The following is a 23,231-nucleotide window of genomic DNA, read 5'->3' on the forward strand; positions in this document are numbered from 1 at the left end:
ACTCCCAGAAGTTAAGCTTTTCAGGCTGCACTTCTGGGAAAATTTGCTCAATCAAAGTTGTCACCATTTGTGATCCCATTGGCATGAGGGTGCAAACCAGCCCTTCTCTTGATGATTGATCTTCATAAGATGGCTAATTGTTCAATCAGTTTTTGCGGTAGAAGCTCTAGATGGTTTCTCCACTCATGCATAAGTTATAAACTTTCTCCCTTCGTCTATATCATTCAACCTTGTCTTTCTTAGAATACCCAGATTAACAATTCAAAATTCAAATTTAAAAAGGATTATAGAGTAAACTAAAATACAGTCCGTTTTCTTGTAGTGTTCTATCATTTGAATTAACAGATATTAAAGGAATGCCCCAGTCAAGACGAACGGTGAAGCGATCGCTCTGTGACCAACGCAACCCCACACCAACAGCAGCTAGAGTATTAGGATCGGGATTCTCTCTATCAGAACTGTTCCAGCCAACACCAAAATCCACAAAGGGGACAACCTGTAAGGTGCTATCTATCTGGGGTAAACGCAGAATTGGTACTTGAACTTCAGCAGAAATAAAAGTGCCATTATCCGTCAGCAGGTAATCTTGACGGTAGCCCCGAATGCTATCTTGCCCACCTAAGCCAAATTGCTCTAAAGGTAAAAGTGTTCTGGTTGCGAGTTGGGTATTTAAACGAAGTAAAAGTAAGGTTTCAGGAGCTAAAAGACGTGCCCACTGCGCTTGCCCTTGCCAAGCAAAGAAACGGCTATCGGGAGGATTTTGATTAATAGTGGGATTCAACACATCTATGCCCAAACTGAATTGAGAACGTAGGGCGATGACTTCACGACTGTTACGAGAAGTCCATTCTTGAAAAAATCGCAACGCAGATACCCTAGTGCGTCCCTGTTCATCAGCACCTGAACCGGGGAAAGGGATTCGATCTATGTCGATATAAGAGGCTTCACTTTCCCGTCGTGAGGCTGTCACCCCCAGGGCAAATTCTTGTGTAGGCGTTTGAACTATGGGCTGGCGAAATGTTAGTTCGTAATAGCGAGAAGACGATTGGATATCTAAAATGTTGAAAGGAGGTTCAATGACATTACTTGATGTAGTGCCATAGTTAAAGGTGAGGGTTCCATTCTTGGGATTGAGTGGTAATGTATAGCTGGCATCAACGGAGTTGCTACCGTCGGTATTAGTATAAGCTACACCCAGAGCATCTCCCAGTCCCAATAAGTTGGCTTCATTCAATTGTAATCGGCGGCGGAAACTGCCAACGCTAGGCGATCGCCCATTATCAAGAACTATTTGACTACTAAAGGTTTTTGCCTCCCTGATCTTAACTTCTAGCAGATTCACACCAGGCCGCGATCCTGCCGAGAGTTCAGCAGACACATTTTGAATTAAAGGATTCAGTTGTAAAAGTTGCAGTGCTTCTAGTAGACGCTGGCGATTCAGAGGCGGTGATGTCGCTATTGCTAGTCGGCTGCGGACATAATTCGGATTCAACCGTCGAGTCCCAGTTACCTGGATGTCTTCTAATTTACCTTCGATCACCTGAATTTTAATTACACCGGATTGAATTGTTTGGGGTGGAATATATGCACCAGAAGTAATATAACCATTTTTGAAGTATAGATCAGTGATTTTAGAACGTGCTTGATACACTTGGGTCAGTGAGATCGGTCGTTTGGTAAATTCCGCAGTGGCTTGGGCTAACTCTTTAGCACTGAAGACTGTGCTACCAACAACTTCAAAGCGTTCAACAACAATAGTTTGAGGAAAGTTGCCAGGGAGTCGTTCTTCAGGTGTCGGATTTGGGGCAGAGGGTGGAAATAGTTCTGCTGGTGGGGGGAGTGGCTGTAGCAGTTCAGGTGAGGGAAGTGGGGAAGGTGAGGGTGGTTGGACATCCTGTGGTGGTGGTAATTTTTGTGACAGGATGAAATTACTAGTTGGTAATTGTGTAGTATCAATAGCCTGAGCTTTCAGTGGATTAGAAAATATGCTACTGGGTAATATAAGCGTACTCAGAGGTAAGCAGGACACTATAAGATTCTGAAGATATTTATCAATCATTGTACTGGACTATTTTTTGTCAGAAACTATGGGATTATACGGGGAATACTTCAGATGTGAATATTACTTGATCTTCTGCGGCTAAAGTTCATATTTTGGGCAAATCTCAATCTATGGCAGATTGCGAGTTGGTGAGGTACAAAATACCCCACCCTAACCCTCCCCAATACATACGGGGAGGGAACTATATTTCTTTTTCCCTCCTTTCTAAGGGGGGTAATTCACCATAACCCTTTTATGTATTTAAATCACAATCTGACTTTTCACGGTATCTGGAAAACCTCTCTCTAAATCTCTCTCCTACAAGGAGAGAGACTTTGAATTTTCCCCCTGGTAGGGAAGAGGGGGTTAGTTTTTTTGTGGCTTTTCCACATAAGGGACTTCCAAGAAATAAATTATCCAAAGAAACGAACCACAGAGGCACAGAGAACACAGAGAGAGGAGAAATAGAGAGGCTTTTGGGTCAGTTTTTAGGACATTTTTTTATTTGGAAGTCCCTAACGTGAAAAGTCAGGAATGAAACAACGAGACAAAATTTAGTTGCTCTGTATCGTTTGATTTTTCGGTCAATGCAGACTTCAAAGTATGGATGGTGTTCGATCTGCATAAGCAAGCAGATATGTTGGAGTTATCTCAATACAGTTCGGATAAGATCCCCCCGCCTAGGTTGACCCCCTTAAAAAGGGGGTAAATAAAGAAAATAGCCCCCCAATTTATCGGGGGGATCTTCTAGCGATAAATCACCTAACCGAACCGTATTGGGAATTATCTGCGCCTGGGAGAGCATTATCGAGTCTACTCAGTTTATAATCACAATAATCCTTCACTCCATACCCCTTTGCTTAAACATTCCCATTAATTTACGTTTACGAGCGTGGGTTTGCATCAAGTTTTCTCGATAGCTTAACCAGTCAGCTTTCTTCCCAGATTCCAAGTAGGCATTACGCGCTTTTTTTAACCATTCAACCGCGTAGCAGTAGTATTCGGCTTTACCTGCATCCATAATCTTTTCGGCACGGCGACGAGCATTAGCAATCACCCAACTAGGATTATGAGAGATGGCAGCACTCATGACTTGGTGAATCAACTCTGAATAATTAGAACTGAGTTCATTAGCGATCGCAATTGCATCATCAATTAGCCCTTCATGCAAAAATATATTCACCTTGGCTGATTCTGTTCCCCAACCACTATAAGTACGGACAATTGTCAGCAGGTCTGTTTTGACACTTTCCCAGCTTTCACCGGTCAATTCTGCCATCTTTTGGTAGTCAACCAAGGAAGGCTTGATTTGAAAAGCCGCCTTGATTCCTAATAAAGCAGCTTCACGATTACCCAACTCCACAGCCAAATCACTTGTCCAAATTCCCAACTCGTACTGACAATTACCCGGTAAATTTAATCCACTCTGGGCTATATCTAGTGCTTGCTCTAATGCGCCTTGTTTACTGAGTGTTTTCCCTAGAGCAAAGGCTTCTTCCATTGAGTTCATCTGGGTTTGGGCAGCATCAATTGCTTCTTCTACCCTACCTAAACGCCCCAACATTGTGAGATATTGCTGGGTTTGCCCTTCTGCTTGTGCTAAATAGAGGTATTCTTGATAACGTTCCTGACCTTCGAGAATTTTCAGGCGAATTAATGCCAAATCATCTGCATAATCTGGCACGTCTTCTTCCCAAGCTCCTCTTTCCGTGATATTACCTTGAAGAACTTGTAACAATGGTGGATAATCCCAACCTTGGCGTAAAGCTTCCATAACTAGGCCAAAATCAGCATTCCACTGATCTTGCCAAGCTTCTAAATTTATTTGAATATCAACTTTTTCTTCTGGGCTGAGTTCCACACTGAGAATTGCTTCACACCAAGCATTATTTAATTCCCCGACAATTTCATCGTTTTCAGCACCGTATTCGGCAACATCATCCCAATTTTCCGCACAGGTAGAAGTAATCGCTTCCAAAATAGCGATGGCATTTTCACCTTCTCCCCGTTCGCTAAAATCTACCGCCGTTTGCACCACACTCAGCAAGTCTTCGGCAATCGGGTCTTCTTCGTACCCCTCCTCAAAGTAGCGCACAGTATCCTTGAGAATCTGCCGGACTTGCCGCCGAAAGGGAGCCGGATCAAGAGTACTGCGGCGCACAGATTTTATCGTTATTTGCTTGTCAGTAGGATTCGTCATCCAACTAACATGGCGATCAATCGCCTCAATCAGTGGTGGGTATTCTGCTACCAACTCTTGCAGCAGTCTTTGGGTTTGGATATGATCTAGGCGATCGAGTAATTGTTCTAAAGTCGGGCGCTGCTCAATACATTCTGAGTTACGCGCACAGACGAGCATCGTCGCTACAATGTGTTTACACCACCCATCAAGGTCGTAGGCACAGGTGCAGTTGACTGAGGTTAACCCACTGCTATCGAAACTCAAATTGACATGATAAGGTCTAGCTTGAGTGCCTGCAACATCTGCCTGAAGCAGATGACCACGTAAGGTAATAGCATTAACAGCACCAGCTTCATAGTATGCCTCGCCTCGCTGGAAAGATTTGGCGTTGGCATGACGGCGGATAGTAAATTCACTAATTTGGGGAATAGACATCGAGCGATCGCCTGTGTAAATCCTCTGGATCAATCCTAAATCCAGCTTAGTGTTAGGCTAACGCGCTGTAAAGAAATTCAAATTTATGGGCATGGGGCACTTGTACTGAGCGTACCCCTCCGGGGATCTTGCTACGCGTAGCGTCTCCAAGAGTTGCCGTTGGCGCAGCCTAAGAAGAGAAGTATTGGGCATTGGGAGTCTGGATGAGACTGCAATTTTTATAGAAACACTCGGTAAGCGTAAAACTCAGTCCCTTTAGGGCTGAGATATAAGCGACTCGAGTGACTTAAGTCACTGGATTTTTTCTTTAATTTTGTGCGATACTAATGATATCACAAACAGGCAAAAAGATGGGTAAAGAAAAATATTTAATGGGTGTACAAAAATTATTATTGCACCTAGATAAAGATACTAAAGCTATATTGCAATATCTCTGTGAGCAATCAGGAAAATTATATAACTCCGGAGTCTATTTCGCTAGACAAATACTCTTTAAGACAGGTAAATTACTAACAGGCAAATTTGATTTAATTTATGAGCCATCTATCTCTAAAACTACTTTAAGTAGTTCTTTGCCATCTATCCCTGCACAACAAACTTTAATGTCTGTTACTGAAGCTTTTAAATCTTTTAAAGAATTGAAAGTTAAATTTAACAAAGGTAATCTACATTTTCAACCTAGACCTCCTCAATATCTCAAAGGCTCTAAACTTTTCAAAGTTGCTTATCCCAACACTGGACTAGGTAGACCGATTCTAGAGGGAGATAGAATTAAATTTCCTTTAGGTAACACGGTAAATAGATGGTTTAATCTCAAGTCTTTTTCTTTACCACTGCCATCTAATATTGATTACTCAAGAGTGAAAGAGTTTACAGTCCTCCCGAAAAATGGAGCTTTTTATCTAGAGATTTCTTATTTAGTTGACAAGCCAAAACACGAGTTAGATATTAATCAGGCTTTGAGTATTGACCTGGGAACTTCTCAAAACTTAGCAGTTGGTGTTGATACATTAGGCAATTCATTTTTGATAGATGCTAAATTTTTGAAATCAGCTAATCAACTTTGGAATAAGAAAGTAGCAACTAGGCAAGAGAATAAACCTCAAGGTTACTGGGATGAATGGTTAGATAGGGTAACTAGAAAACGTCATCATCAGATGAGAGATGGGATTAACAAAACTGCTAAGTTAATTATTGATCACTGTATTAAACATGGGATTGGTACTCTAGTTATTGGTTGGAATGAGGGATTTAAAAGTAACTCTAACATGGGTAACTTGAACAACCAAAAGTTTGTTCAAATGCCTTTAGGTAAATTAAGAGATAGGTTATGTCAACTATGTGAGTTACATGGAATTAGGTTTGAGATAACAGAAGAAGCTTATACTAGTCAGGCTAGTTTTTTAGATGGAGACTCCCTACCTAAATACGGTGAAAAACCTTTTGGGTGGAAAGCATCTGGAAAACGAGTTAAACGTGGTTTGTATCAGTCTGCTGACGGGTTGCTTGTTAATGCTGACCTGAATGGCGCAGCTAATATTTTAAGAAAAGTAGCGGGAAGATTAGGTATTTTACTTGATCAACTCAGTAGACGATCAATGGCCGTCGTAGCGAGAGTTAGACTAATTTAGTCTAACTCTGTCTGTAGAATCTCAGTGTCTTTAGACCTGAGAGTGTCAATGATTAACTAGCTCAAAACTAGGAATCAGGTTGATTACCCTGCAAATACTCACCTAATTTATTGTCGCTTTTCTGGGAAAACCAACCCATATAATGAAAACATCCATATTTTCGCCAGAAGTGAGCGAATCATAATTTGAGTTAACAACACGCGAACCTGAAATCAGTGAACAGTCAACAGTAAACAGTCAGGGTAGTGTAAGGTGAGGGATTTAGAGTTCAGCGATAAAACTGATAACTGATCACTGTTAAAAGGGTTGCGCTGATTGTCGGTCAAGTTGAGAATAAATAGGCGAAGCAGACGGGGAAACTAACGTGAGTCAAGGATATGATTACGATTTAGTAATTATCGGCGCTGGTGTAGGCGGACATGGCGCAGCCTTACACGCCGTAAGTTGTGGTTTGAAAACAGCGATTATTGAAGCTGCTGATATGGGAGGAACCTGTGTTAATCGGGGCTGTATTCCTTCTAAAGCGCTGCTGGCGGCATCTGGACGTGTGCGGGAGTTACGCAATGCCCACCACCTCAAGTCACTGGGAATTCAAGTTGGTAGCGTGGAATTCGATCGCCAAGCAATCGCTAATCATGCTGCTAATCTCGTCTCGAAAATTCAAGGCGACTTAACCAACAGCCTGAAACGTCTAGGAGTCGATATCATCAGGGGTTGGGGAAAAATCGCTGGGGCGCAAAAAGTCTCTATTACCGGAGACAATGGTGAAAAAACCATTACAGCCAAAGACATCATCCTTTCACCTGGTTCAATTCCTTTTGTACCTCCAGGGATTGAAGTAGACGGCAAAACTGTTTTTACCAGCGATCAAGGGGTCAAACTAGAGTCGTTACCAGACTGGGTGGCGATTATTGGCAGTGGTTATATCGGCTTGGAATTTTCGGATATTTACTCAGCTTTGGGTTGTGAAATCACCATGATTGAAGCCCTAGATCAGTTAATGCCAGGATTTGATCGCGATATTGCCAAACTTGCCGAACGAGTGCTAATTACTCCCCGCGATATTGAAACGAAAGTGGGGATATACGCCAAAAAAGTCACCCCAGGTTCACCCGTGGTGATTGAATTAGCAGATTTCAAAACCAAAGAAGATCTAGATGTCATCGAAGTAGATGCTTGCTTGGTGGCTACGGGACGCATCCCAGCGACCAAAAATCTTGGTTTAGAGTCTGTGGGTGTGGAAGTCGATCGGCGGAATTTTATCCCAGTTGACGATCGCATGGCAGTACTATCAGCAGGTGAAGTAGTGCCGCATTTGTGGGCAATTGGTGATGCTAATGGAAAGATGATGTTAGCACATGCAGCTTCTGCTCAAGGCGTCATTGCGGTAGAAAACATAGTTGGGAGGGAAAGAATAGTAGACTATCGCAGCATCCCCGCAGCAGCGTTTACCCACCCCGAAGTCAGCTATGTGGGCTTAACAGAAACCGCAGCGAAGGAGTTGGGAGAAACCGAAGGGTTTGAAATCGCCACAAGTCGGAGTTACTTCAAAGGGAATTCCAAAGCGTTAGCAGAAAACGAAGCTGACGGTATTGCCAAAGTGATATATCGCAAAGACACCGGAGAAGTCTTAGGCGTTCATATTTTCGGACTGCACGCCTCAGACTTAATTCATGAAGCGTCAGCCGCGATCGCCAACCGTCAATCAGTTCAAAGCCTCGCACATCTAGTTCACGCCCACCCGACACTCTCGGAAGTCTTGGACGAAGCTTATAAACGAGCGATCGCCATCTAAAAGTTAGGAGTGAGAAGTTAGGAGTGAGGAGTTAATACTTCCTAACTCCTAACTCCAAAGTAGAGACGCGATTAATCGCGTCTCTCTTAACTCCTAACTCATAACTCCTAACTCATAACTCAATTATGCAAATCCGTCGTCGTTCACCTAACCCATCTATTTCTGTATCTATTTTGTGCTATCAGATTGCTGTGCCAGATGCAACTCCAAATAATATTTTGGAAGAAATTGTCTGGCAAAAAGAAGTAGAATATGACCAAATGCGGGAAAAAGTTCCTTTGCAAGAATTACAGAAGCAGGTACTCACTGCGCCACCAACCCGTGATTTTGTCGCCGCCTTGCGCCAAGGTAAGACAAAGCCAGCATTGATTGCCGAAGTTAAAAAAGCTTCACCTAGCAAAGGCGTTTTACGAGAAGATTTTGACCCAGTAGCGATCGCCCTATCTTATCAACAAGCCAAAGCTACTTGTCTTTCTGTGCTGACCGATGTCAAGTTCTTTCAAGGTAGTTTTGACAACTTAGCCAAGGTTCGGGCTGCCGTAGATTTGCCCCTACTATGCAAAGAGTTTATCATTTATGCTTACCAGATATACTTGGCGCGGGTTCAGGGTGCAGATGCAATTCTGTTGATTGCAGCTATCCTGGGCGATCAAGATTTGAAATACTTTCTGAAAATTGCTCACAACCTGAAAATGGCAGCCTTGATTGAAGTCCATAGCTTGGCAGAACTTGACCGTGTGTTAGCCTTGGATGGCGTCTCGTTGGTTGGAATCAATAATCGCAATTTAGAAGATTTCTCTGTTAAGCTGCAAACTACTTGCGAACTTTTAGCTGCAAGGGGTAGCCAATTGCAGGAGAAAAACATCCTTGTTGTCAGCGAGTCAGGACTACACAACCCAGAGGATTTGAATTTGGTGATGACAGCAGGTGCATCTGCCGTACTCATTGGAGAATCTTTGGTAAAACAACCAGATCCCGGCGCGGCGATCGCCCGTATATTACCAGGAAATTTCTGAAAAGTTATACCTCCCGTGCCCTAAGGGGCGCAGGACAACTGCACCCAATAATTGGGTAATCGGGCATACTATGCGTAGAAACGCAGCACTTTGCCGTCAAATATCATCAATATCTTTGCCAAATCTTCATTGCTAATCAAATCAAAGCCATAAGTAACTAGTTATTTCTTATGTAACAATTTATTAACAAGAGAGAAAGTGTGACTAATACAAAATCCCAAATATGAAATCAAAATTTAACTTTATGGAGCAAATTCCTCTACCTTCACCTATTCACTACGAACTTATACTTCAACTCTTAGAAAGACAAACCATGTTAGCAGTAAATGATAATCCTGATTTACGGTATCAGGTGAATCAGCTAATTATTACTCTCCGTAAAGCTGCTGTCCAGCAAAAGCGACTAGAAGAAATTTGCGAGTTTTCCTCTGTAAGTATTGATCACCGTTGGTCAATCAACCATCATCACGAGAGCAAAGTTGTCGCCCCCGATTGAAGCTGATCGCTTAATATCTCAACCTCAAATTTGGCATCTTTGTTAAGTTAGCTTCCCATCATCAGAAAGGGTCTTTGTGTATTGAAGGGGACAGTACTCAAAACTTCCGCACAATTGCTTGACTCAAATGCACAGTTTGGGGTGTGATTTCAAAAGATTTACATAAATTATGGTTACAAAAGTTTTTCTGCTGTGCAAAAACATCTAAACTAGATGAAAATTTAAAATTAGCAGTCACAACGCTCAGATTTTAGTTTATTTAGCTAGTTTACTCAAGTTATACATAGTTATTCTATCTCTAATTACTAACTTAGATTTTTACAATTTATACAGAAGTTATATTAATTTTGTATAAAAAATTGTCATCTTTATAAAATTCTAGCTCTGAAAAAGTTCATCTGGATTTAGAGCAAACTTTAGATCAGCTAAAATATTGATCATATAGCAGTTCTCAACTGAGTTCAATACAGACCTAACCTCCAACCCCTTGCCTAAGATTCCAAGCCTCTTTCCTTTTAGGAGAGAGGAATGGAAGTGAGTTCGGAGTGCATTGCATCCATAGACGCGTAGCAGCTTCCCGCAGGGTACGATAACCGCAATATTCTCTCTCAAATTTGACGAAAGATGAAATATAACAACATTGATGAACTCTTCAGAAATAATCAGGCTTGGGTTGCCGAAAAGCTAGCTATAGACCCAACTTACTTTGAAGAATTATCTAGCGGACAAACACCACCTTTTCTATACATTGGGTGTTCTGATAGTCGTCTGGCATTAACAAGTTTTACCCGTACAGAACCAGGAGAGTTATTTGTACATCGTAATATTGCCAATCAGGTTTCTCTAACGGATATAAACTTTTTAGCTGTTTTAGAATACGCAATTTTACATCTTAAAGTGGAACACATTATTGTTTGTGGTCACTACGATTGTGGAGGAATTAAGGCAGCTTTAGAAGGTAGAACCATCGGAATTCTTGATAACTGGGTAAATCCGATTCGGGAACTGTATTTAGAGAAACAATCAGAAATTGATACCTTACCAACAAGAGAAGAACGTCTAAATCGTTTGGCGGAAATCAATGTTGTAGCGCAAGTGAAAAATCTTTATCAAACTTCCATGATGCGTCAGGTACTCCATCAGCGAAAAGCGCCTATGGTTCATGGCTGGGTACTAGATATACGCACTGGGTTAATCAAAGATTTGAACGTCTCAACTGTGCAATGGCAATTGCACATCTGCCCCTTACTTTTGGAGTTTAGACTCTATGCGATGTTAAAAAATGAGAGCTAATTCGGTATTTCTAGTCACACATAAGCCCACACTATAGACTTAATAAATCTGGTCTTTAAAATTTTTATTTAAAGTAGAATAGATAGTTATTTTCCCCACAATATTGTCATAGCTAAGTCAAAGTTATAAACCAATACCCTTGGCTTTGTGAAAAATTGTCGGTTGGGTTAAGCAAAGCACAACCCAACAAAGCCCCGGAAATATTGGCTTTTTTCCTCATTTCCATGCTCTGTATGCAAATGCATCAATTGAGGCTCTGACTCAATTTCTCACTGGATGCAGAGCCTCCAATCTACCCCACAAAGAATTATTTCTTAGCAATTATCCACACTGCATGAATAATCCCAGGAATATAACCGAAAAGCGTCAAAACTATATTAATCCAAAAGTCTATACCAAAACCTACTTGTAAAAAAACTCCCAAAGGTGGCAGGAAAATGGCACACAAAATCCGAACTAAATCCATTTAAACCTCCTGTTAATCTCAGAAAAAACAGCTTGTTGGCGAACTGATTCACCACTGCTGAAGCATATTTGTACCTTTCAAAGATAACATTCTCTCTCTCAATCTAGGTCACGGTTAAGATGCGGTAAACCGCACTCAAGATTAGCCACCGCTAATTTTGGCCTTATAACCTAACTTGATCAAAATCTCGACAATTTTTTGCTTGTGTTCACCCTGAATTTCAATCTCATCATCTTTAATCGTCCCACCTGTCCCACACTGGCTTTTCAACTGCTTCACCAAATCTGCCAAGGTTTCCGGTTTGGCTTGAAAACCGCTAATCACTGTGACGGTTTTCCCTTTGCGTCCTTTACGGGAAGCTTGTACTTTGAGATTTTGTTGTTGTGGGGGCAGTTCTGGCACTGGTCTTTCTGTGGCGGCAGAATTGTCGTTGCCAAATTCGCGGTAGACAAAGCCTTTATCGGAAGATTTGGGATTTGAAGAAGACATAAAATGAATGTTTAAGAAAAATTTCAAAGGCAGTGGAAACTTCTACGCAACCATTCTGCTGGCATATCAATTTCTAGACTAACATCACAAATCCATTGCAAGGGATTCAAAGTAATTGGGCACTTGTACTGAGCGAAGCCGAAGTATTGGGTATTGGGCATTGGGCATTGGGCATTGGGCATTGGGCATTGGGCATTGGGCATTGGGCATTGCATTGAATATCAATGAACAATTTAGTTCCCTGTTCCCTGTTCCCTGTTCCCTGTTCCCTGTTCCCTGTTCCCTGTTCCCTGTTCCCTGTTCCCTGTTCCCTGTTCCCCAGATATGCCCCAGACTTTCTATAATAATTAAGTCATTCCCGTCATCGAAAACAGCCTGTGACTACCACTCCCCTATCTCCAAGTTCAACTGCTCAGGTTCCAGATACGCTAGGCCGCTTTGGACGCTTTGGCGGTAAGTATGTACCTGAAACACTCATGCCTGCCCTTGCTGAATTAGAAACAGCTTATCAGCAATACCGCAATGACCCTGGTTTTCAAGCAGAACTACAGCAACTTTTACGAGACTATGTGGGACGTGCGACACCATTATATTTCGCTGAACGCCTAACTGCTCATTATGCTCGACCCGATCGCACGGGCCCGCAAATTTACTTAAAACGTGAAGATTTAAATCATACTGGCGCTCACAAAATCAATAATGCCCTTGGTCAGGTATTGTTGGCGAAACGCATGGGTAAACAGCGAATTATTGCCGAAACGGGCGCTGGACAACATGGAGTTGCTACAGCCACCGTTTGCGCTCGTTTTGGGTTGGAATGCGTCATTTATATGGGCGTTCATGATATGGAACGCCAAGCTTTGAATGTGTTCAGAATGCGGCTGATGGGGGCAGAAGTGCGCCCGGTGGAGGCGGGAACGGGAACTTTGAAGGATGCTACTTCTGAAGCAATCCGGGATTGGGTGACAAATGTAGAAACGACTCACTACATCCTGGGTTCGGTAGCTGGTCCTCATCCTTACCCGATGATGGTACGTGATTTTCATGCAGTAATCGGCCAAGAAACCCGCGCCCAAGCAATGGAAAAGTGGGGTGTATTGCCTGATATTCTCTTGGCTTGTGTGGGTGGTGGTTCCAATGCGATGGGACTATTCTATGAGTTTATGAATGAGTCTTCTATACGGTTCATTGGAGTTGAGGCAGCTGGGGAAGGTGTCAATACCGATAAACACGCAGCAACCTTGACAAAAGGACGAATTGGTGTATTGCACGGAGCCATGAGCTACCTGCTGCAAGATGAAGATGGGCAAATCATTGAGGCACACTCAATTAGTGCCGGGTTAGATTATCCCGGTGTGGGGCCAGAACACAGTTATTTGAAGGATACTGGTCGCGCCGAATACTATAGTGTGACAGATGCAGAGGCTTTGGCAGCATTCCAGCGATTGTCGAAATTGGAGGGAATTATCCCAGCACTGGAAACAGCCCATGCGATCGCCTACCTCGAAACCCTCTGTCCCCAGCTAACCGACAGTCCTCGAATTGTAATTAACTGCTCTGGACGCGGTGATAAGGATGTACAGACGGTAGTAAAGTTATTAGATCCAGCATAAACCTACGTAAAATATTGGGGAAAAAGCCATACTGCATCAATAATTCCAACACGTGATGCTACCGCAACGTACTTACATGAAGAATCCCAAACGGCACTTCCTCCACTTGACTTAAGGCAGTGGAGGAAGTGCCAACGGCGAACTCATTCGCATTCAATATTAAGGCTCTTTTAAGCTAAAACACATCTAATTTGCAGATTAAAATTTTCTCAACATCTTGTGGGGTGGGCAACATGAGCGCCTTGATTATGCAAGGCGATTTCTAATCGTCTGGATTATTCTCTCCCCAGAGTCATAGAAGAGCGTTAATTATGATCAGGGTCTTCGATATATATCTTAATTACATCTGCCGAAACTTCTCCAGCAGTGGAGTAAAAATAGCTATCAAACAAAGCTAGTTGAAATCACGCAGATATTTTGCTGAATAAATCCATACGATTTATATCATATATTCCGCATCTTAAACTGTCACAATCGGTTTTTACTGCTTTTTAGACGTAAATCAGGCTATTAAGTATACTTAAAAAGCGTAAAATAACTTAATATTAAGGATAAATAATCATAACCTGAAACTAAAAAAGCGAAAGAAATATAGTAATTACACTATGTGACAACCTCGGTATCAAATCTGGGATAAAAACAATCATACTAACGGTAGAAGACAATTACTTATTAAACAGCACTATTTTTTCGTAAGATTGTGAATTTAACCGTTTGCTGGTAGTTTTTGAACATAAAACGGCATAAATAGAGCTATACAGACCTATAAGCAATTTGTCACATTGATATTAGTTGGTTAGATTGTCTAAAACTTTACTTCCAGCAAATGATCAAGTCAATATTTTACAGTATAGCTTTAGGCACTCTTGTTCTCAGTAGTGACGCGATCGCTACCCCCATAACAAATCCAATTTTTACGCCGACTTCTTTACCTGTATCAAGTAGTACTGTTAAAATGGCAGCATCTAACATCGACACTGCTACTCTAGAACAGTCGATTTTCAACCAAATTAATAACTATAGAGCTTCCCAAGGGCTACCAGCGCTGACTCGTAATTCTGCCATAGATAATCAAGTTAGGATTCACAGTCAGAACATGGCTAATGGTACAGTTCCCTTTGGACATAATGGATTTGCACAGCGTATTATAGCAACCGGTATTTCTTACAAAGCAGCTGGTGAAAATGTCGCTTTCAATCAGGGATATAGTGATCCTGCCACAGTAGCTGTTCAGGGCTGGCTCAAAAGTCCAGGGCATCTTGCTAATATCAGAGGTAATTATAATAAGACGGGGATTGGTGTCGCCAAGAACAGTCAAGGCGGAATTTACTTCACACAAATGTTCATTCGCTCATAGGTTTGACGCGATGTGCAACTTAATATTCTGATCTCCTTCTTTCTAGGAGAGAGGCTTTGAATTCTCCCAATTCCCTATTAGGGACTTCCAAATAAAAAAATGTCCTAAAAACTGACCCAAAAGCCTCTCTATTTCTCCTCTCTCTGTGTTCTCTGTGTCTCTGTGGTTCGTTTCTTTGGATAATTTATTTCTTGGAAGTCCCTTAGACATTTTGTTAAAAAGAATGTAGAGATGTAGGAATTCTACGTCTCTACAAGGATTCTGGATAACGCACATTTAATTTCACGAGATGTCTATAATGTAGTTTCAATGACATTTGTCTATTGAATACTATATTAGTTCATGAAAATCTTAAATTCTTAGCAAAGTTAACCGTGATTTCCATGAAGCTGACCTATTAAAAGATTGACCATTGGAAATGATTATTTATATCCCTTGTAAAGGATGTAGGCAAACTGCCAAAATTCATCAACACTTAATAGTATCGTGGTATATATCTTCGGAACAATGAGCTAGAGTATAAGTCTTATATCTCTAACATTACGCAATTCTCCATGTTCCGACAAACTGCTTTTGGCATCGCTTTAAGTGCGCTTGTCCTTGCTAGTGGATTAACGACTGTTCCGATACCAAATCATACTTCTACGAATACATCCACCCGTAATAAGCTGTTGTCGCTTTTTTCTAGTCAGGTTGCAATATCGACTCCTACTTTTAAAACTACTGAGTTAGAAAAATCAGTATTTGACGAAATTAATCGATATCGAGCTTCTAAAGGACTGCCAAAGTTGACCTTAAATGCAAGCATGACTCGACAGGCTAGAATTCATAGTCAAAATATGGCTAAAGGTAAAACCCCTTTTAGCCATCATGGGTTTGAAGCGCGAGTCAAAGCTATCCCTATTCGCTACAACAGTGCGGCAGAAAATGTTGCTTTCAATCGGGGATATAGCAACCCCGTGGAGGAAGCTGTTACTGGTTGGATCAACAGTCCTGGACATCTAAAGAATCTTAAAGGAAATTACAACCTGACTGGAATTGGGGTTGCTACTAATAATCAAGGCGAAGTCTACCTGACACAAATGTTTTTTCGCACTAGGTAGATTTAATTTCTGGTTTTTTTGCCCAATAATAATGTAGTGTCTGACAAGACTTTTGTTTGCTGGACACTGCTATTATTTTTGAACATTTCATGACATTACCAGATTTTCAGGTGAGCGATCGCGATCTTAGTGATACAGCCCTTAGCCAGTATTTAGAATCGACCGCGATCGCAGTTGATACAGAAACGATGGGATTATTGCCACTGCGCGATCGCTTGTGTCTCGTCCAGTTGTGCAACCCAGAAGGGAAAGTGACTGCAATTCGCATCGCTAAAGGACAAGTTGATGCCCCCAACTTAAAAAAACTCTTGCAAGCAGTCAATATTGTGAAAGTGTTTCACTTTGCTCGATTTGACCTTGCCACTTTGCGAGCCAATCTAGGGATTCAGGTTAAGCCTGTTTTTTGCACCAAAATTGCCAGTAAATTAGCCCGTACTTACACAAATCGCCACGGACTCAAAGATGTGGTGCAAGAGTTAGAACAAGTGGAACTGGATAAAAGCTCTCAAAGTTCTGATTGGGGTAACGCCGCTAGCTTATCTGAAGCTCAACTAAGTTATGCTGCCAATGATGTGCGCTACTTACTTAGTGTGCAGCAGAAGCTAATAGAAATGCTCAAACGAGAAGAACGTTGGCAAATTGCTCAAGAATGTTTTGAATGTCTGCCAACAATAGTTTCCTTAGATTTGTTGCAATTTAAGGATTTGTTTGAACATTGATCAAAGGGGGAGTAGGGAATGGAGAATGGGGACTCATATCTTGCACCTAGCCCTGGCGATTAGAAATCGCGGCTATACAAACTCTCGTCCGCCTACGCGGACTAATGCAAAATCAAGGTTTTCAACCCGCGCAGGCGGGTTTTGCCTGTGTAGCCAAGCCAGTGCGTTGGGCGGCTCCGCCGACTTGTTCGCGTAGCGTCTCCCCCTGGGAGAAGCACCTGGCGCGCGACTTCCAGTCGGCTGGTGCAAGATATCAGGGGACAAAAAACTTTTATTTCTCAACAACCCATGCTGGTAATCTGTCCTGACTTTTCACGGTATCTGGAAAACCTCACTTCTATTTCTCTCTCTTGTTAGGAGAGAGACTTTGAATTTTCCCCCTTCCCGCGACGAGTTGGGGGTTAGGTGTTTCGTGGCTTTTCCACATAACGTGAAAATTCAGGTAATCTGTCAAGTTGAAATTGATAGATAAGCAGTTCGTAGTCAGGACTTTAGTCCTTATTTTCTAAGCACTTAAGTCCTGACTGCAAACGCTCAAAACTAAGTCATTTTTGCCTAAGATCAAACATTGGAATCATCAGTGTCTCTAGGATTTTTAGATTCACTAATACCTTCCTTGATATTACTGACTCCTTCTTGAATGCCTTCCTTCAGGTTGCTTGCTCCTTCTTGAATGCCTTCCTTGAAGTTGCTTGCTCCTTCTTGAATGCCTTCCTTGAGATTACTAACTCCCTTCTTAACGGCTTCTGTGGCGCTACTTCCTCCCTTTTGCAGATTTTCTTGGTGATTTTTTAGCCGGTCTACAACGTTGTAGTCATCTGCACCTGGGGGAGTTTTTGATTCAATAATGCCTTCTGTTGGTCCACCGATCGCCTTCCATGCAGCAAGACCACCTTTGAGTTGAGAGACACGCTCAAATCCATTAGAACGCAGTTGTTGTGCAGCTTGAGCCGTTTCTTCTTCATTGGCACCGTAAACGTAAATATCACGGCTTTTATGCAAAGAAGATACTGCACGCTCTACCAATTCATCTATTGGGGTCGGTATTGCTCCCAGAATGTGACCTTGGTTGAAGGTGGTGCGATCGCGCACATCCAAGATTGTAAAAGCTGGTTCGCCCCATTCCAGACGAGTCTTCAGGACATGAACATCAGATTGTGCTTCTATTGGTGGCTGTGAGGGAATGATGCCGCCTACTAAATTATTAGCCATAATTATTCCTTGCTGACGATATTAATAGCAATTTAGCGAACTGAATGTATTTAATTGCTCTTTCGCTGGTATGAATCTCCTCTAACTCTCTCTTCAGATATAGCAATCTGTGTAGGAGTTAGGAAGAAAAAAATCCCCGACTTGTTGAAGAAGTCGGGGATCTAAGCCGCCCAGGAGTTGATAAAAACATTAAAAATTAAAAATATTCAGTTATTAATATATGAGTTGCGTACCTTTTCAATATCAGCGATCGCTAATAATAATGTCTCCTCAATCTACTGTCGCACTCTTGGAGTTACATAAGCAGCACTATTGAGGCAATCTACCAGCAATTTATTGATATCGTAATTCAGTTATATGACTAACCAGATTGTTCCAAGTTGGGGCTTGGGAAATTCCCACAATTTTTCTAGCTGTGAAGTACTTTTGGAGCGTCAAATGAGAAAATGAGTAAATTTCTTGTGCCCTTTCTACCAATAACCCATCTTGTATTTCAATTACTTTCAAAACTGCCTCCTGATCTAGTTGCAATTGAGTTACTTCAGAATTACTATCTAGATAGTCAGCAATAACTTGCAAAATTTTCTCTTTTTTAAGAATTGCCTCAAATGCGACATCTTGAGATAAGCCAGCAACTTTTTGCCAAGATAACCCTAGCTGTTGGCAAATTTGCACAAAACAAGAGCGGGAAACTGACTCGCCTGCAAAAAATTTGGAAACTGGTTGACGTGTAATACCTAAAGCTGTTGCTAATTTATGCTGACTCCAAGTTTTCTCTGTTAAAGCTATTTTTGCTGGCGTTATACCTTCTGGCGATGCTTTCAGTCCTTGGCTTGTGATGAAACTTGTAGTATAGTATATGCTTAAGAGTCTAGCTACGTGTAAATGCACCAGGGTAAATTTTCGTAGATCCTCTTGAAGAAGACATACAAGTTGGGTAAATAGGAGTTTAAAATCTAGATTGGCTTATAGCTTCCTTTGTGAGCCTTTCTAAATATCTAATCAATTAGGTAGTGGGTTCTCTTCCAAAGTTGTAGCAATTTCCGTGGCGTTTGGTGTTTCTCTGGACTATTTGTGGTTATGAAAATGGTCTTAAATTACACTTTTTTTAAGTATGAAAGTTAAAAAATATCCAATGCAAATTCAAAATCGTACCATAAACATACGACAATTATACACTTTACAAGCATTCCGATGGCTGAAGTTTTCATAAACTTCATGGAAAATTAGTTGTGTACAAGTACTACAGTAGCGATCGCACTCACCAGAGACGCGCGTGAATACACTCTCAACAGAAACACGTAAGGCAAAACTGGCGCAACAGCGAATCGCCCAATCAACAATAGGCAGCATTATGGTTATGATTCCCCCTACTACTCCCAAAATTATGATCGTCGATGACGATTTCGGTGTGCGAAATCTCGTCTATCGTTTTTTAAGTCGGAAATATCAAATAGAGTCGGCAGCAGATGGTAAGACTGCCTTATCGTTGTTTGAACAATTCAACCCGGCTTTAGTAATTCTGGATTGGAATTTGCCGGATGTTACTGGTTATAGCCTCTGTCAACAAATGCAGAGTCGTACTAATGTTTTAGTGCTGATACTGACTAGTAGGACTGACGAGGCTGATAAAATTAAAATCCTAAGCGCAGGTGCTGATGATTTCATGAGTAAACCATTTAGTCTTGCAGAAGTTGAAGTTAGAGTAGAAGCTCTTTTGAGGCGGATACGGTACATCAACGCCTCCCCAACACAACGTATCGTTTTCAAGCACCTAGCAATTAACCCAGAGAGTCGGGAGGTAACACTTAACGATAAACCTCTCGCCTTAACAGCCCTGGAATTTAATATCTTACATTTTTTGGCAAGTCATCCTAATCAGGCTTGGAGTCGCCCACAGTTAATCCAAAAAATCTGGGGTTGTGACTACGCAGGAGATGGACGGGTGGTTGATGTGCATATTGGTCAGTTGCGTAAGAAGATGGAAGTTGATGCCAGCTTACCGGAGTTTATTAAAACTGTGCGGGGCTATGGTTATAAGTTTGAAGCGCCCGATGAAAATACTAATTCGTAATTCGTAATTAATGAGTACTTGCACCATTGTTTATTACAGCAGTTCCCGGTATTGTGAGGTACGTTCTCAGTCCTGAAAGGGTACAGGAGATAGCGGGGAGGGGAGTAGGGAATCAACCTTTTCGAGTTGAGGGCGAGTTTTTTCAAAAATAAAATGGGTTCTATATAGCGTTTCCTAATCATATAAGGTATATCATAGTCCCCTCTCGAAGAGCGGGTTGGGGGTTGGGTTCTTGTACCTCACTCAACCGAGAACTGCTATATATGCATTTACTGCTTTTTGGATGGGATTAATCATCAAAATTTGACATGAATTTCCACCGATCATAATCACACCAAATATTGATGATTTACTTAATTTGATTATGATTGTTGGCACTGTTACAATCCGTAATTTTTAAACCGTTTACGATAACTGAGTAATTTCATAAAACAAAGGTAGTTTGCTAGGAAAATAAAGCTCTCTTCAGAAGAGTAATTTGTTCTTACCTTATCCAGCTAAATCACCTGATCTAAGTAAAATGTCAACAATTTACAATTTGGTTATTGACTTTGAAGTGATAGTTCAATAATAACTGACTAAACAAATAGGAATTAGCAAACAAGTACTGAGAAAAGCCTAATCTGTTCTTTTTTCTGCGCCACTAGTTAAGAGGTAATCTATGGTGCGAAATTCAAAGCTAGGGTACAGAACGTTCCCTAAGTTTATTCTGCGTTCATCTGTTGCTATAGGTATAATTGCATCTTTATTGATTGGCGGAATAAGTTTTTATATAATAAACCGCTGGCAAAATTATGCAAATCTAGAGGCACAAGTGCCAGCAACACCATTGCCACAGTTAAAAACGGTAACAGCTTTAGGGCGGATTGAACCACAGGGAAAGGTAATTAAACTCTCTGCGGCGGTGTCTGCGGATGGAAGTCGGGTAGAAAAGTTGTTAGTGAAGGAGGGGGATAGGGTAAAGGCGGGACAATTGATCGCCATTTTGAATAGTCGCGATCGCTTACAAGCAGCATTCAAAGAGACGCAGGAACAAGTAAAAGTCGCCCAGGCAAACCTCAACCGCATCCAAGCAGGTGCTAAACGCGGTGAAATTGCCGCCCAAAAAGCTGCGATCGCTCGTCTAGAAGCAGAACGCCAAGGTGATATTAATGCCCAAGTAGCGACAATTGAGCGGTTTCAAGCCGAAGTGCGTAATGCCCAAGCAGAAGACGAACGCTATCAGCAACTACATGAACAGGGCGCAATTTCCACTTCCCAACGGGATAGTAAGCGTTTAAACTTGGAAACCGCCCAAAAAAGCTTGCAAGAAGCCCAGGCACAGTTAAATCGTACCCAATCAACTAGCCAGCAACAAGTTAAACAAGCCACAGCAACACTCGATGAAATCGCTGAAGTGCGCGGAGTGGATGTAGAAGCTGCCAAAGCAGAAATTAATCGTGCCGTAGCAGCCATGAATCTGGCAAAAGTCAATCTCGAACAAGCCCAAGTGCGATCGCCCCAAAATGGACAGGTATTTGAGATCCACACCCATCCAGGGGAATTAGTATCAAATGATGGCATTGCAGATATTGGACAAACCAGCCAGATGTATGTCACGGCTGAAGTTTACGAAAGCGATATCGGCAAAGTGCATTTAGGGCAGCAAGTGCGAGTAATTGGTGATTTCCTCCCCATTGAATTGCAGGGAATCGTAGATCGCAAAGGCTTGCAAGTGCGACGACAAAATGTCATCAACACAGATCCTGTCAGCAATATCGACAACAGAGTAGTAGAAGTTCATATCCGACTAGATGAAGCCTCCAGTCGAAAAGCTGCCACCTTAACCAATATGCAAGTTAGGGCAGTAATTGAATTGTGAAAAGGGCATGGGGCACTTGTACTGAGCGCAGTCGAAGTATGGGGCATTGGGAAAGAGGAGGCAGGAGGCAGAAATAAATTCTTTAATTTTGAATTTTGAATTTTGAATTGATTTCTCCCTCATCTCCCCCCACTCCCCACTCCCTACTCCCCATTTATTATGATGAGATTAATCAAACAACTGCAACGTCGAACCCCTTTAGGATGGCTACAACTGAATCATGAAAAAAGCCGTCTTTTTGTAGCATTGTCAGGCATTGCCTTTGCGGATCTTTTGATGTTCATGCAGCTAGGCTTTCAAACTGCGCTGTATGACAGTAACACCAGATTACATCGCAGTTTGCAAGCAGATATTGTTTTAACTAGTCCCCAAGCCCGTAACTTGCCAAGCTTGTCTACATTTTCTCGTCGGCGACTTTACCAAGCAATGGATATACCAGGGGTGAAGTCGGCAGAACCAATGTATTTCAATAACACAATCTGGAAGAATCCCCAAACACATCGTGAGACGGGGGTGTTAGTTATCGGTTTTAACCCAGATAAGCCAGCTTTTGACTTACCAGATGTTAACCAACAATTGCAAGCGATCAAACTCCCCGATACCGTCTTGTTCGATCGTGGTGCAAGAGGAGATTATCAAAAAGCGATCGCTCAAATTGACCAAGGTAAAACCCTGACTACCGAAATAGAACGGCGCACAATTACCATTAGTGGCTTATTCCAAGTCGGGGCTTCCTTTGGTTCTGATGGCAACCTGATTACCAGCGATCAGAACTTTTTGCGGCTATTTTCTGGGCGACAATCCAGCAGTATCAGTCTCGGTTTGATTCAGATCAAACCAGGCTATGACTCAAAAAAAGTAGCCGCAATGCTCAAAGCCTACCTCAGAGATGATGTCAAAGTATTAACCCACGCCGAATTTATTGAATTTGAAAATAACTTCTGGAGAACAAATTCCCCAATCGGGTTTATTTTCAGCCTGGGTGTATCAATGGGCTTTGTGGTGGGCGTGATTATCGTCTATCAAGTACTTTCCACCGATGTTAATGCCCACGTTCGAGAATACGCCACCTTCAAAGCAATGGGATATCGCAATTACTACTTGCTAGGTGTAGTGCTTGAAGAATCGTTGATATTAGCAGCACTGGGCTTCTTCCCTGGATTGGGAGTGTCATTAGCACTTTACCAACTGACTCGCCGGGCCACAAATTTACCCATGTACATGACTGCGATTCGGGCATTACAGGTATTAATACTGACTATCATTATGTGTACAATTTCCGGTGCGATCGCCACCCGCAAACTCCAAGCCACCGATCCTGCTGATATGTTTTAGAACTAGGGGAGTGGGGAATAGGGGAGAATTTTTACAACTCCTGTACAGACGCGATTAATCGCGTCTCTCCAATGCCCACTCCCCACTCCCCACTCCCCACTCCCCACTCCCCA

The 23,231-nt window shown here is 42.0% G+C and carries 20 protein-coding genes and 1 pseudogene; 13 read left to right on the forward strand and 8 right to left on the reverse strand.

All coding sequences use genetic code 11. The features are described 5' to 3' along the window. Positions 1 to 274: 274 nt before the first annotated feature. Together V7K97_RS16150 and V7K97_RS16155 are read right to left on the reverse strand one after the other, a co-directional pair. Positions 275 to 2,059, reverse strand: coding sequence for a ShlB/FhaC/HecB family hemolysin secretion/activation protein (locus tag V7K97_RS16150; RefSeq protein WP_334802044.1), 1,785 nt, complete (start codon positions 2,057 to 2,059; stop codon positions 275 to 277). An 823-nt stretch (positions 2,060 to 2,882) separates the two neighbouring features. Further along, a complete protein-coding gene (locus tag V7K97_RS16155; RefSeq protein ID WP_334802080.1) occupies positions 2,883 to 4,658 on the reverse strand; it encodes an SWIM zinc finger family protein in 1,776 nt (591 codons plus the stop codon). A gap of 326 nt (positions 4,659 to 4,984) precedes the next feature. Here V7K97_RS16155 and V7K97_RS16160 point away from each other — a divergent pair, with 326 nt between their 5' ends. The 5 genes from V7K97_RS16160 to V7K97_RS16180 all read left to right on the forward strand — a co-directional run bounded on the left by V7K97_RS16160 (position 4,985) and on the right by V7K97_RS16180 (position 10,889). Beyond that, positions 4,985 to 6,289, forward strand: coding sequence for an RNA-guided endonuclease InsQ/TnpB family protein (locus tag V7K97_RS16160; protein WP_334802045.1), 1,305 nt, complete (start codon positions 4,985 to 4,987; stop codon positions 6,287 to 6,289). A gap of 364 nt (positions 6,290 to 6,653) precedes the next feature. Continuing rightward, the gene (lpdA, locus tag V7K97_RS16165) at positions 6,654 to 8,084 is read left to right on the forward strand and encodes a dihydrolipoyl dehydrogenase (RefSeq protein ID WP_334802046.1); all 1,431 of its coding nucleotides are present in this window, start codon (positions 6,654 to 6,656) and stop codon (positions 8,082 to 8,084) included. A gap of 125 nt (positions 8,085 to 8,209) precedes the next feature. Further along, positions 8,210 to 9,100, forward strand: coding sequence for an indole-3-glycerol phosphate synthase TrpC (gene trpC / locus V7K97_RS16170; protein WP_334802047.1), 891 nt, complete (start codon positions 8,210 to 8,212; stop codon positions 9,098 to 9,100). Between the two features lie 244 nt (positions 9,101 to 9,344). Beyond that, positions 9,345 to 9,596, forward strand: coding sequence for a DUF5340 domain-containing protein (locus V7K97_RS16175; RefSeq protein ID WP_334802081.1), 252 nt, complete (start codon positions 9,345 to 9,347; stop codon positions 9,594 to 9,596). 624 nt (positions 9,597 to 10,220) lie between these two features. Continuing rightward, entirely contained in the window at positions 10,221 to 10,889 is a 669-nt protein-coding gene (locus V7K97_RS16180) for a carbonic anhydrase (RefSeq protein ID WP_334802048.1), read from the forward strand. A 307-nt stretch (positions 10,890 to 11,196) separates the two neighbouring features. On the opposite strand, the gene V7K97_RS16185 is transcribed toward V7K97_RS16180, so the two are convergent. After that, positions 11,197 to 11,355, reverse strand: a complete 159-nt coding sequence (locus V7K97_RS16185) for a YqaE/Pmp3 family membrane protein (RefSeq protein ID WP_099065790.1) — start codon at positions 11,353 to 11,355, stop codon at positions 11,197 to 11,199. 141 nt (positions 11,356 to 11,496) lie between these two features. Next, positions 11,497 to 11,844 (reverse strand): translation initiation factor, encoded by a 348-nt coding sequence (locus tag V7K97_RS16190; RefSeq protein WP_334802049.1) that lies wholly within the window; start codon positions 11,842 to 11,844, stop codon positions 11,497 to 11,499. A 95-nt stretch (positions 11,845 to 11,939) separates the two neighbouring features. Here V7K97_RS16190 and V7K97_RS16195 point away from each other — a divergent pair, with 95 nt between their 5' ends. From V7K97_RS16195 to V7K97_RS16215, 5 genes are all read left to right on the forward strand, one after another. Further along, entirely contained in the window at positions 11,940 to 12,062 is a 123-nt protein-coding gene (locus V7K97_RS16195; protein WP_334802050.1) for a hypothetical protein, read from the forward strand. Positions 12,063 to 12,221: 159 nt separating this feature from the next. Beyond that, entirely contained in the window at positions 12,222 to 13,457 is a 1,236-nt protein-coding gene (trpB, locus tag V7K97_RS16200; protein ID WP_334802051.1) for a tryptophan synthase subunit beta, read from the forward strand. A gap of 826 nt (positions 13,458 to 14,283) precedes the next feature. After that, positions 14,284 to 14,814 carry a CAP domain-containing protein gene (locus V7K97_RS16205; RefSeq protein ID WP_334802052.1) on the forward strand — a complete coding sequence of 177 codons (531 nt, stop codon included), beginning with the start codon at positions 14,284 to 14,286 and terminating at the stop codon, positions 14,812 to 14,814. A gap of 554 nt (positions 14,815 to 15,368) precedes the next feature. Continuing rightward, a complete protein-coding gene (locus V7K97_RS16210) occupies positions 15,369 to 15,917 on the forward strand; it encodes a CAP domain-containing protein (protein ID WP_334802053.1) in 549 nt (182 codons plus the stop codon). An 89-nt stretch (positions 15,918 to 16,006) separates the two neighbouring features. After that, on the forward strand, positions 16,007 to 16,636 hold the full coding sequence (locus V7K97_RS16215; RefSeq protein ID WP_334802054.1) for a ribonuclease D: 630 nt from the start codon (positions 16,007 to 16,009) through the stop codon (positions 16,634 to 16,636). Positions 16,637 to 17,401: 765 nt separating this feature from the next. Here V7K97_RS16215 and V7K97_RS16220 read toward each other — a convergent pair. The 4 genes and pseudogenes from V7K97_RS16220 to V7K97_RS16230 all read right to left on the reverse strand — a co-directional run. After that, a pseudogene (locus V7K97_RS16220) lies at positions 17,402 to 17,848 on the reverse strand (rhodanese-like domain-containing protein); the annotation flags it as partial. Positions 17,849 to 18,123: 275 nt separating this feature from the next. Continuing rightward, positions 18,124 to 18,180 (reverse strand): hypothetical protein, encoded by a 57-nt coding sequence (locus V7K97_RS32075; RefSeq protein ID WP_442936917.1) that lies wholly within the window; start codon positions 18,178 to 18,180, stop codon positions 18,124 to 18,126. Between the two features lies 1 nt (position 18,181). Next, positions 18,182 to 18,739 carry a hypothetical protein gene (locus V7K97_RS16225; RefSeq protein ID WP_334802055.1) on the reverse strand — a complete coding sequence of 186 codons (558 nt, stop codon included), beginning with the start codon at positions 18,737 to 18,739 and terminating at the stop codon, positions 18,182 to 18,184. A gap of 252 nt (positions 18,740 to 18,991) precedes the next feature. Further along, positions 18,992 to 19,201, reverse strand: coding sequence for a hypothetical protein (locus V7K97_RS16230; RefSeq protein ID WP_334802056.1), 210 nt, complete (start codon positions 19,199 to 19,201; stop codon positions 18,992 to 18,994). A gap of 1 nt (position 19,202) precedes the next feature. Here V7K97_RS16230 and V7K97_RS16235 point away from each other — a divergent pair, with 1 nt between their 5' ends. The 3 genes from V7K97_RS16235 (at position 19,203) to devC (ending at position 23,118) form a co-directional block, all read left to right on the forward strand. Beyond that, positions 19,203 to 19,922: a response regulator transcription factor gene (locus V7K97_RS16235; RefSeq protein ID WP_334802057.1), complete on the forward strand. Its 720-nt coding sequence runs from the start codon at positions 19,203 to 19,205 to the stop codon at positions 19,920 to 19,922. Between the two features lie 664 nt (positions 19,923 to 20,586). Beyond that, positions 20,587 to 21,783 (forward strand): ABC exporter membrane fusion protein, encoded by a 1,197-nt coding sequence (locus V7K97_RS16240; protein ID WP_442938912.1) that lies wholly within the window; start codon positions 20,587 to 20,589, stop codon positions 21,781 to 21,783. Positions 21,784 to 21,945: 162 nt separating this feature from the next. Continuing rightward, on the forward strand, positions 21,946 to 23,118 hold the full coding sequence (gene devC, locus V7K97_RS16245) for an ABC transporter permease DevC (RefSeq protein ID WP_334802082.1): 1,173 nt from the start codon (positions 21,946 to 21,948) through the stop codon (positions 23,116 to 23,118). The last annotated feature ends 113 nt before the right edge of the window (positions 23,119 to 23,231 follow it).

This window comes from Nostoc sp. (assembly GCF_036917815.1).
Classification (GTDB): Bacteria; Cyanobacteriota; Cyanobacteriia; order Cyanobacteriales; family Nostocaceae; genus Nostoc.

Bases quoted from the DNA above. Each gene is read 5' to 3' on its own strand.
- V7K97_RS16150 (WP_334802044.1), bottom strand. From the start codon at position 2,059: ATGATTGATAAATATCTTCAGAATCTTATAGTGTCCTGCTTACCTCTG.
- V7K97_RS16155 (WP_334802080.1), bottom strand. From the start codon at position 4,658: ATGTCTATTCCCCAAATTAGTGAATTTACTATCCGCCGTCATGCCAAC.
- V7K97_RS16160 (WP_334802045.1), top strand. From the start codon at position 4,985: ATGATATCACAAACAGGCAAAAAGATGGGTAAAGAAAAATATTTAATG.
- trpC (WP_334802047.1), top strand. From the start codon at position 8,210: ATGCAAATCCGTCGTCGTTCACCTAACCCATCTATTTCTGTATCTATT.
- V7K97_RS16175 (WP_334802081.1), top strand. From the start codon at position 9,345: ATGGAGCAAATTCCTCTACCTTCACCTATTCACTACGAACTTATACTT.
- V7K97_RS16180 (WP_334802048.1), top strand. From the start codon at position 10,221: ATGAAATATAACAACATTGATGAACTCTTCAGAAATAATCAGGCTTGG.
- V7K97_RS16185 (WP_099065790.1), bottom strand. From the start codon at position 11,355: ATGGATTTAGTTCGGATTTTGTGTGCCATTTTCCTGCCACCTTTGGGA.
- V7K97_RS16190 (WP_334802049.1), bottom strand. From the start codon at position 11,844: ATGTCTTCTTCAAATCCCAAATCTTCCGATAAAGGCTTTGTCTACCGC.
- V7K97_RS16205 (WP_334802052.1), top strand. From the start codon at position 14,284: ATGATCAAGTCAATATTTTACAGTATAGCTTTAGGCACTCTTGTTCTC.
- V7K97_RS16210 (WP_334802053.1), top strand. From the start codon at position 15,369: ATGTTCCGACAAACTGCTTTTGGCATCGCTTTAAGTGCGCTTGTCCTT.
- V7K97_RS16215 (WP_334802054.1), top strand. From the start codon at position 16,007: ATGACATTACCAGATTTTCAGGTGAGCGATCGCGATCTTAGTGATACA.
- V7K97_RS16230 (WP_334802056.1), bottom strand. From the start codon at position 19,201: ATGCTGCCTATTGTTGATTGGGCGATTCGCTGTTGCGCCAGTTTTGCC.
- V7K97_RS16235 (WP_334802057.1), top strand. From the start codon at position 19,203: ATGGTTATGATTCCCCCTACTACTCCCAAAATTATGATCGTCGATGAC.
- devC (WP_334802082.1), top strand. From the start codon at position 21,946: ATGAGATTAATCAAACAACTGCAACGTCGAACCCCTTTAGGATGGCTA.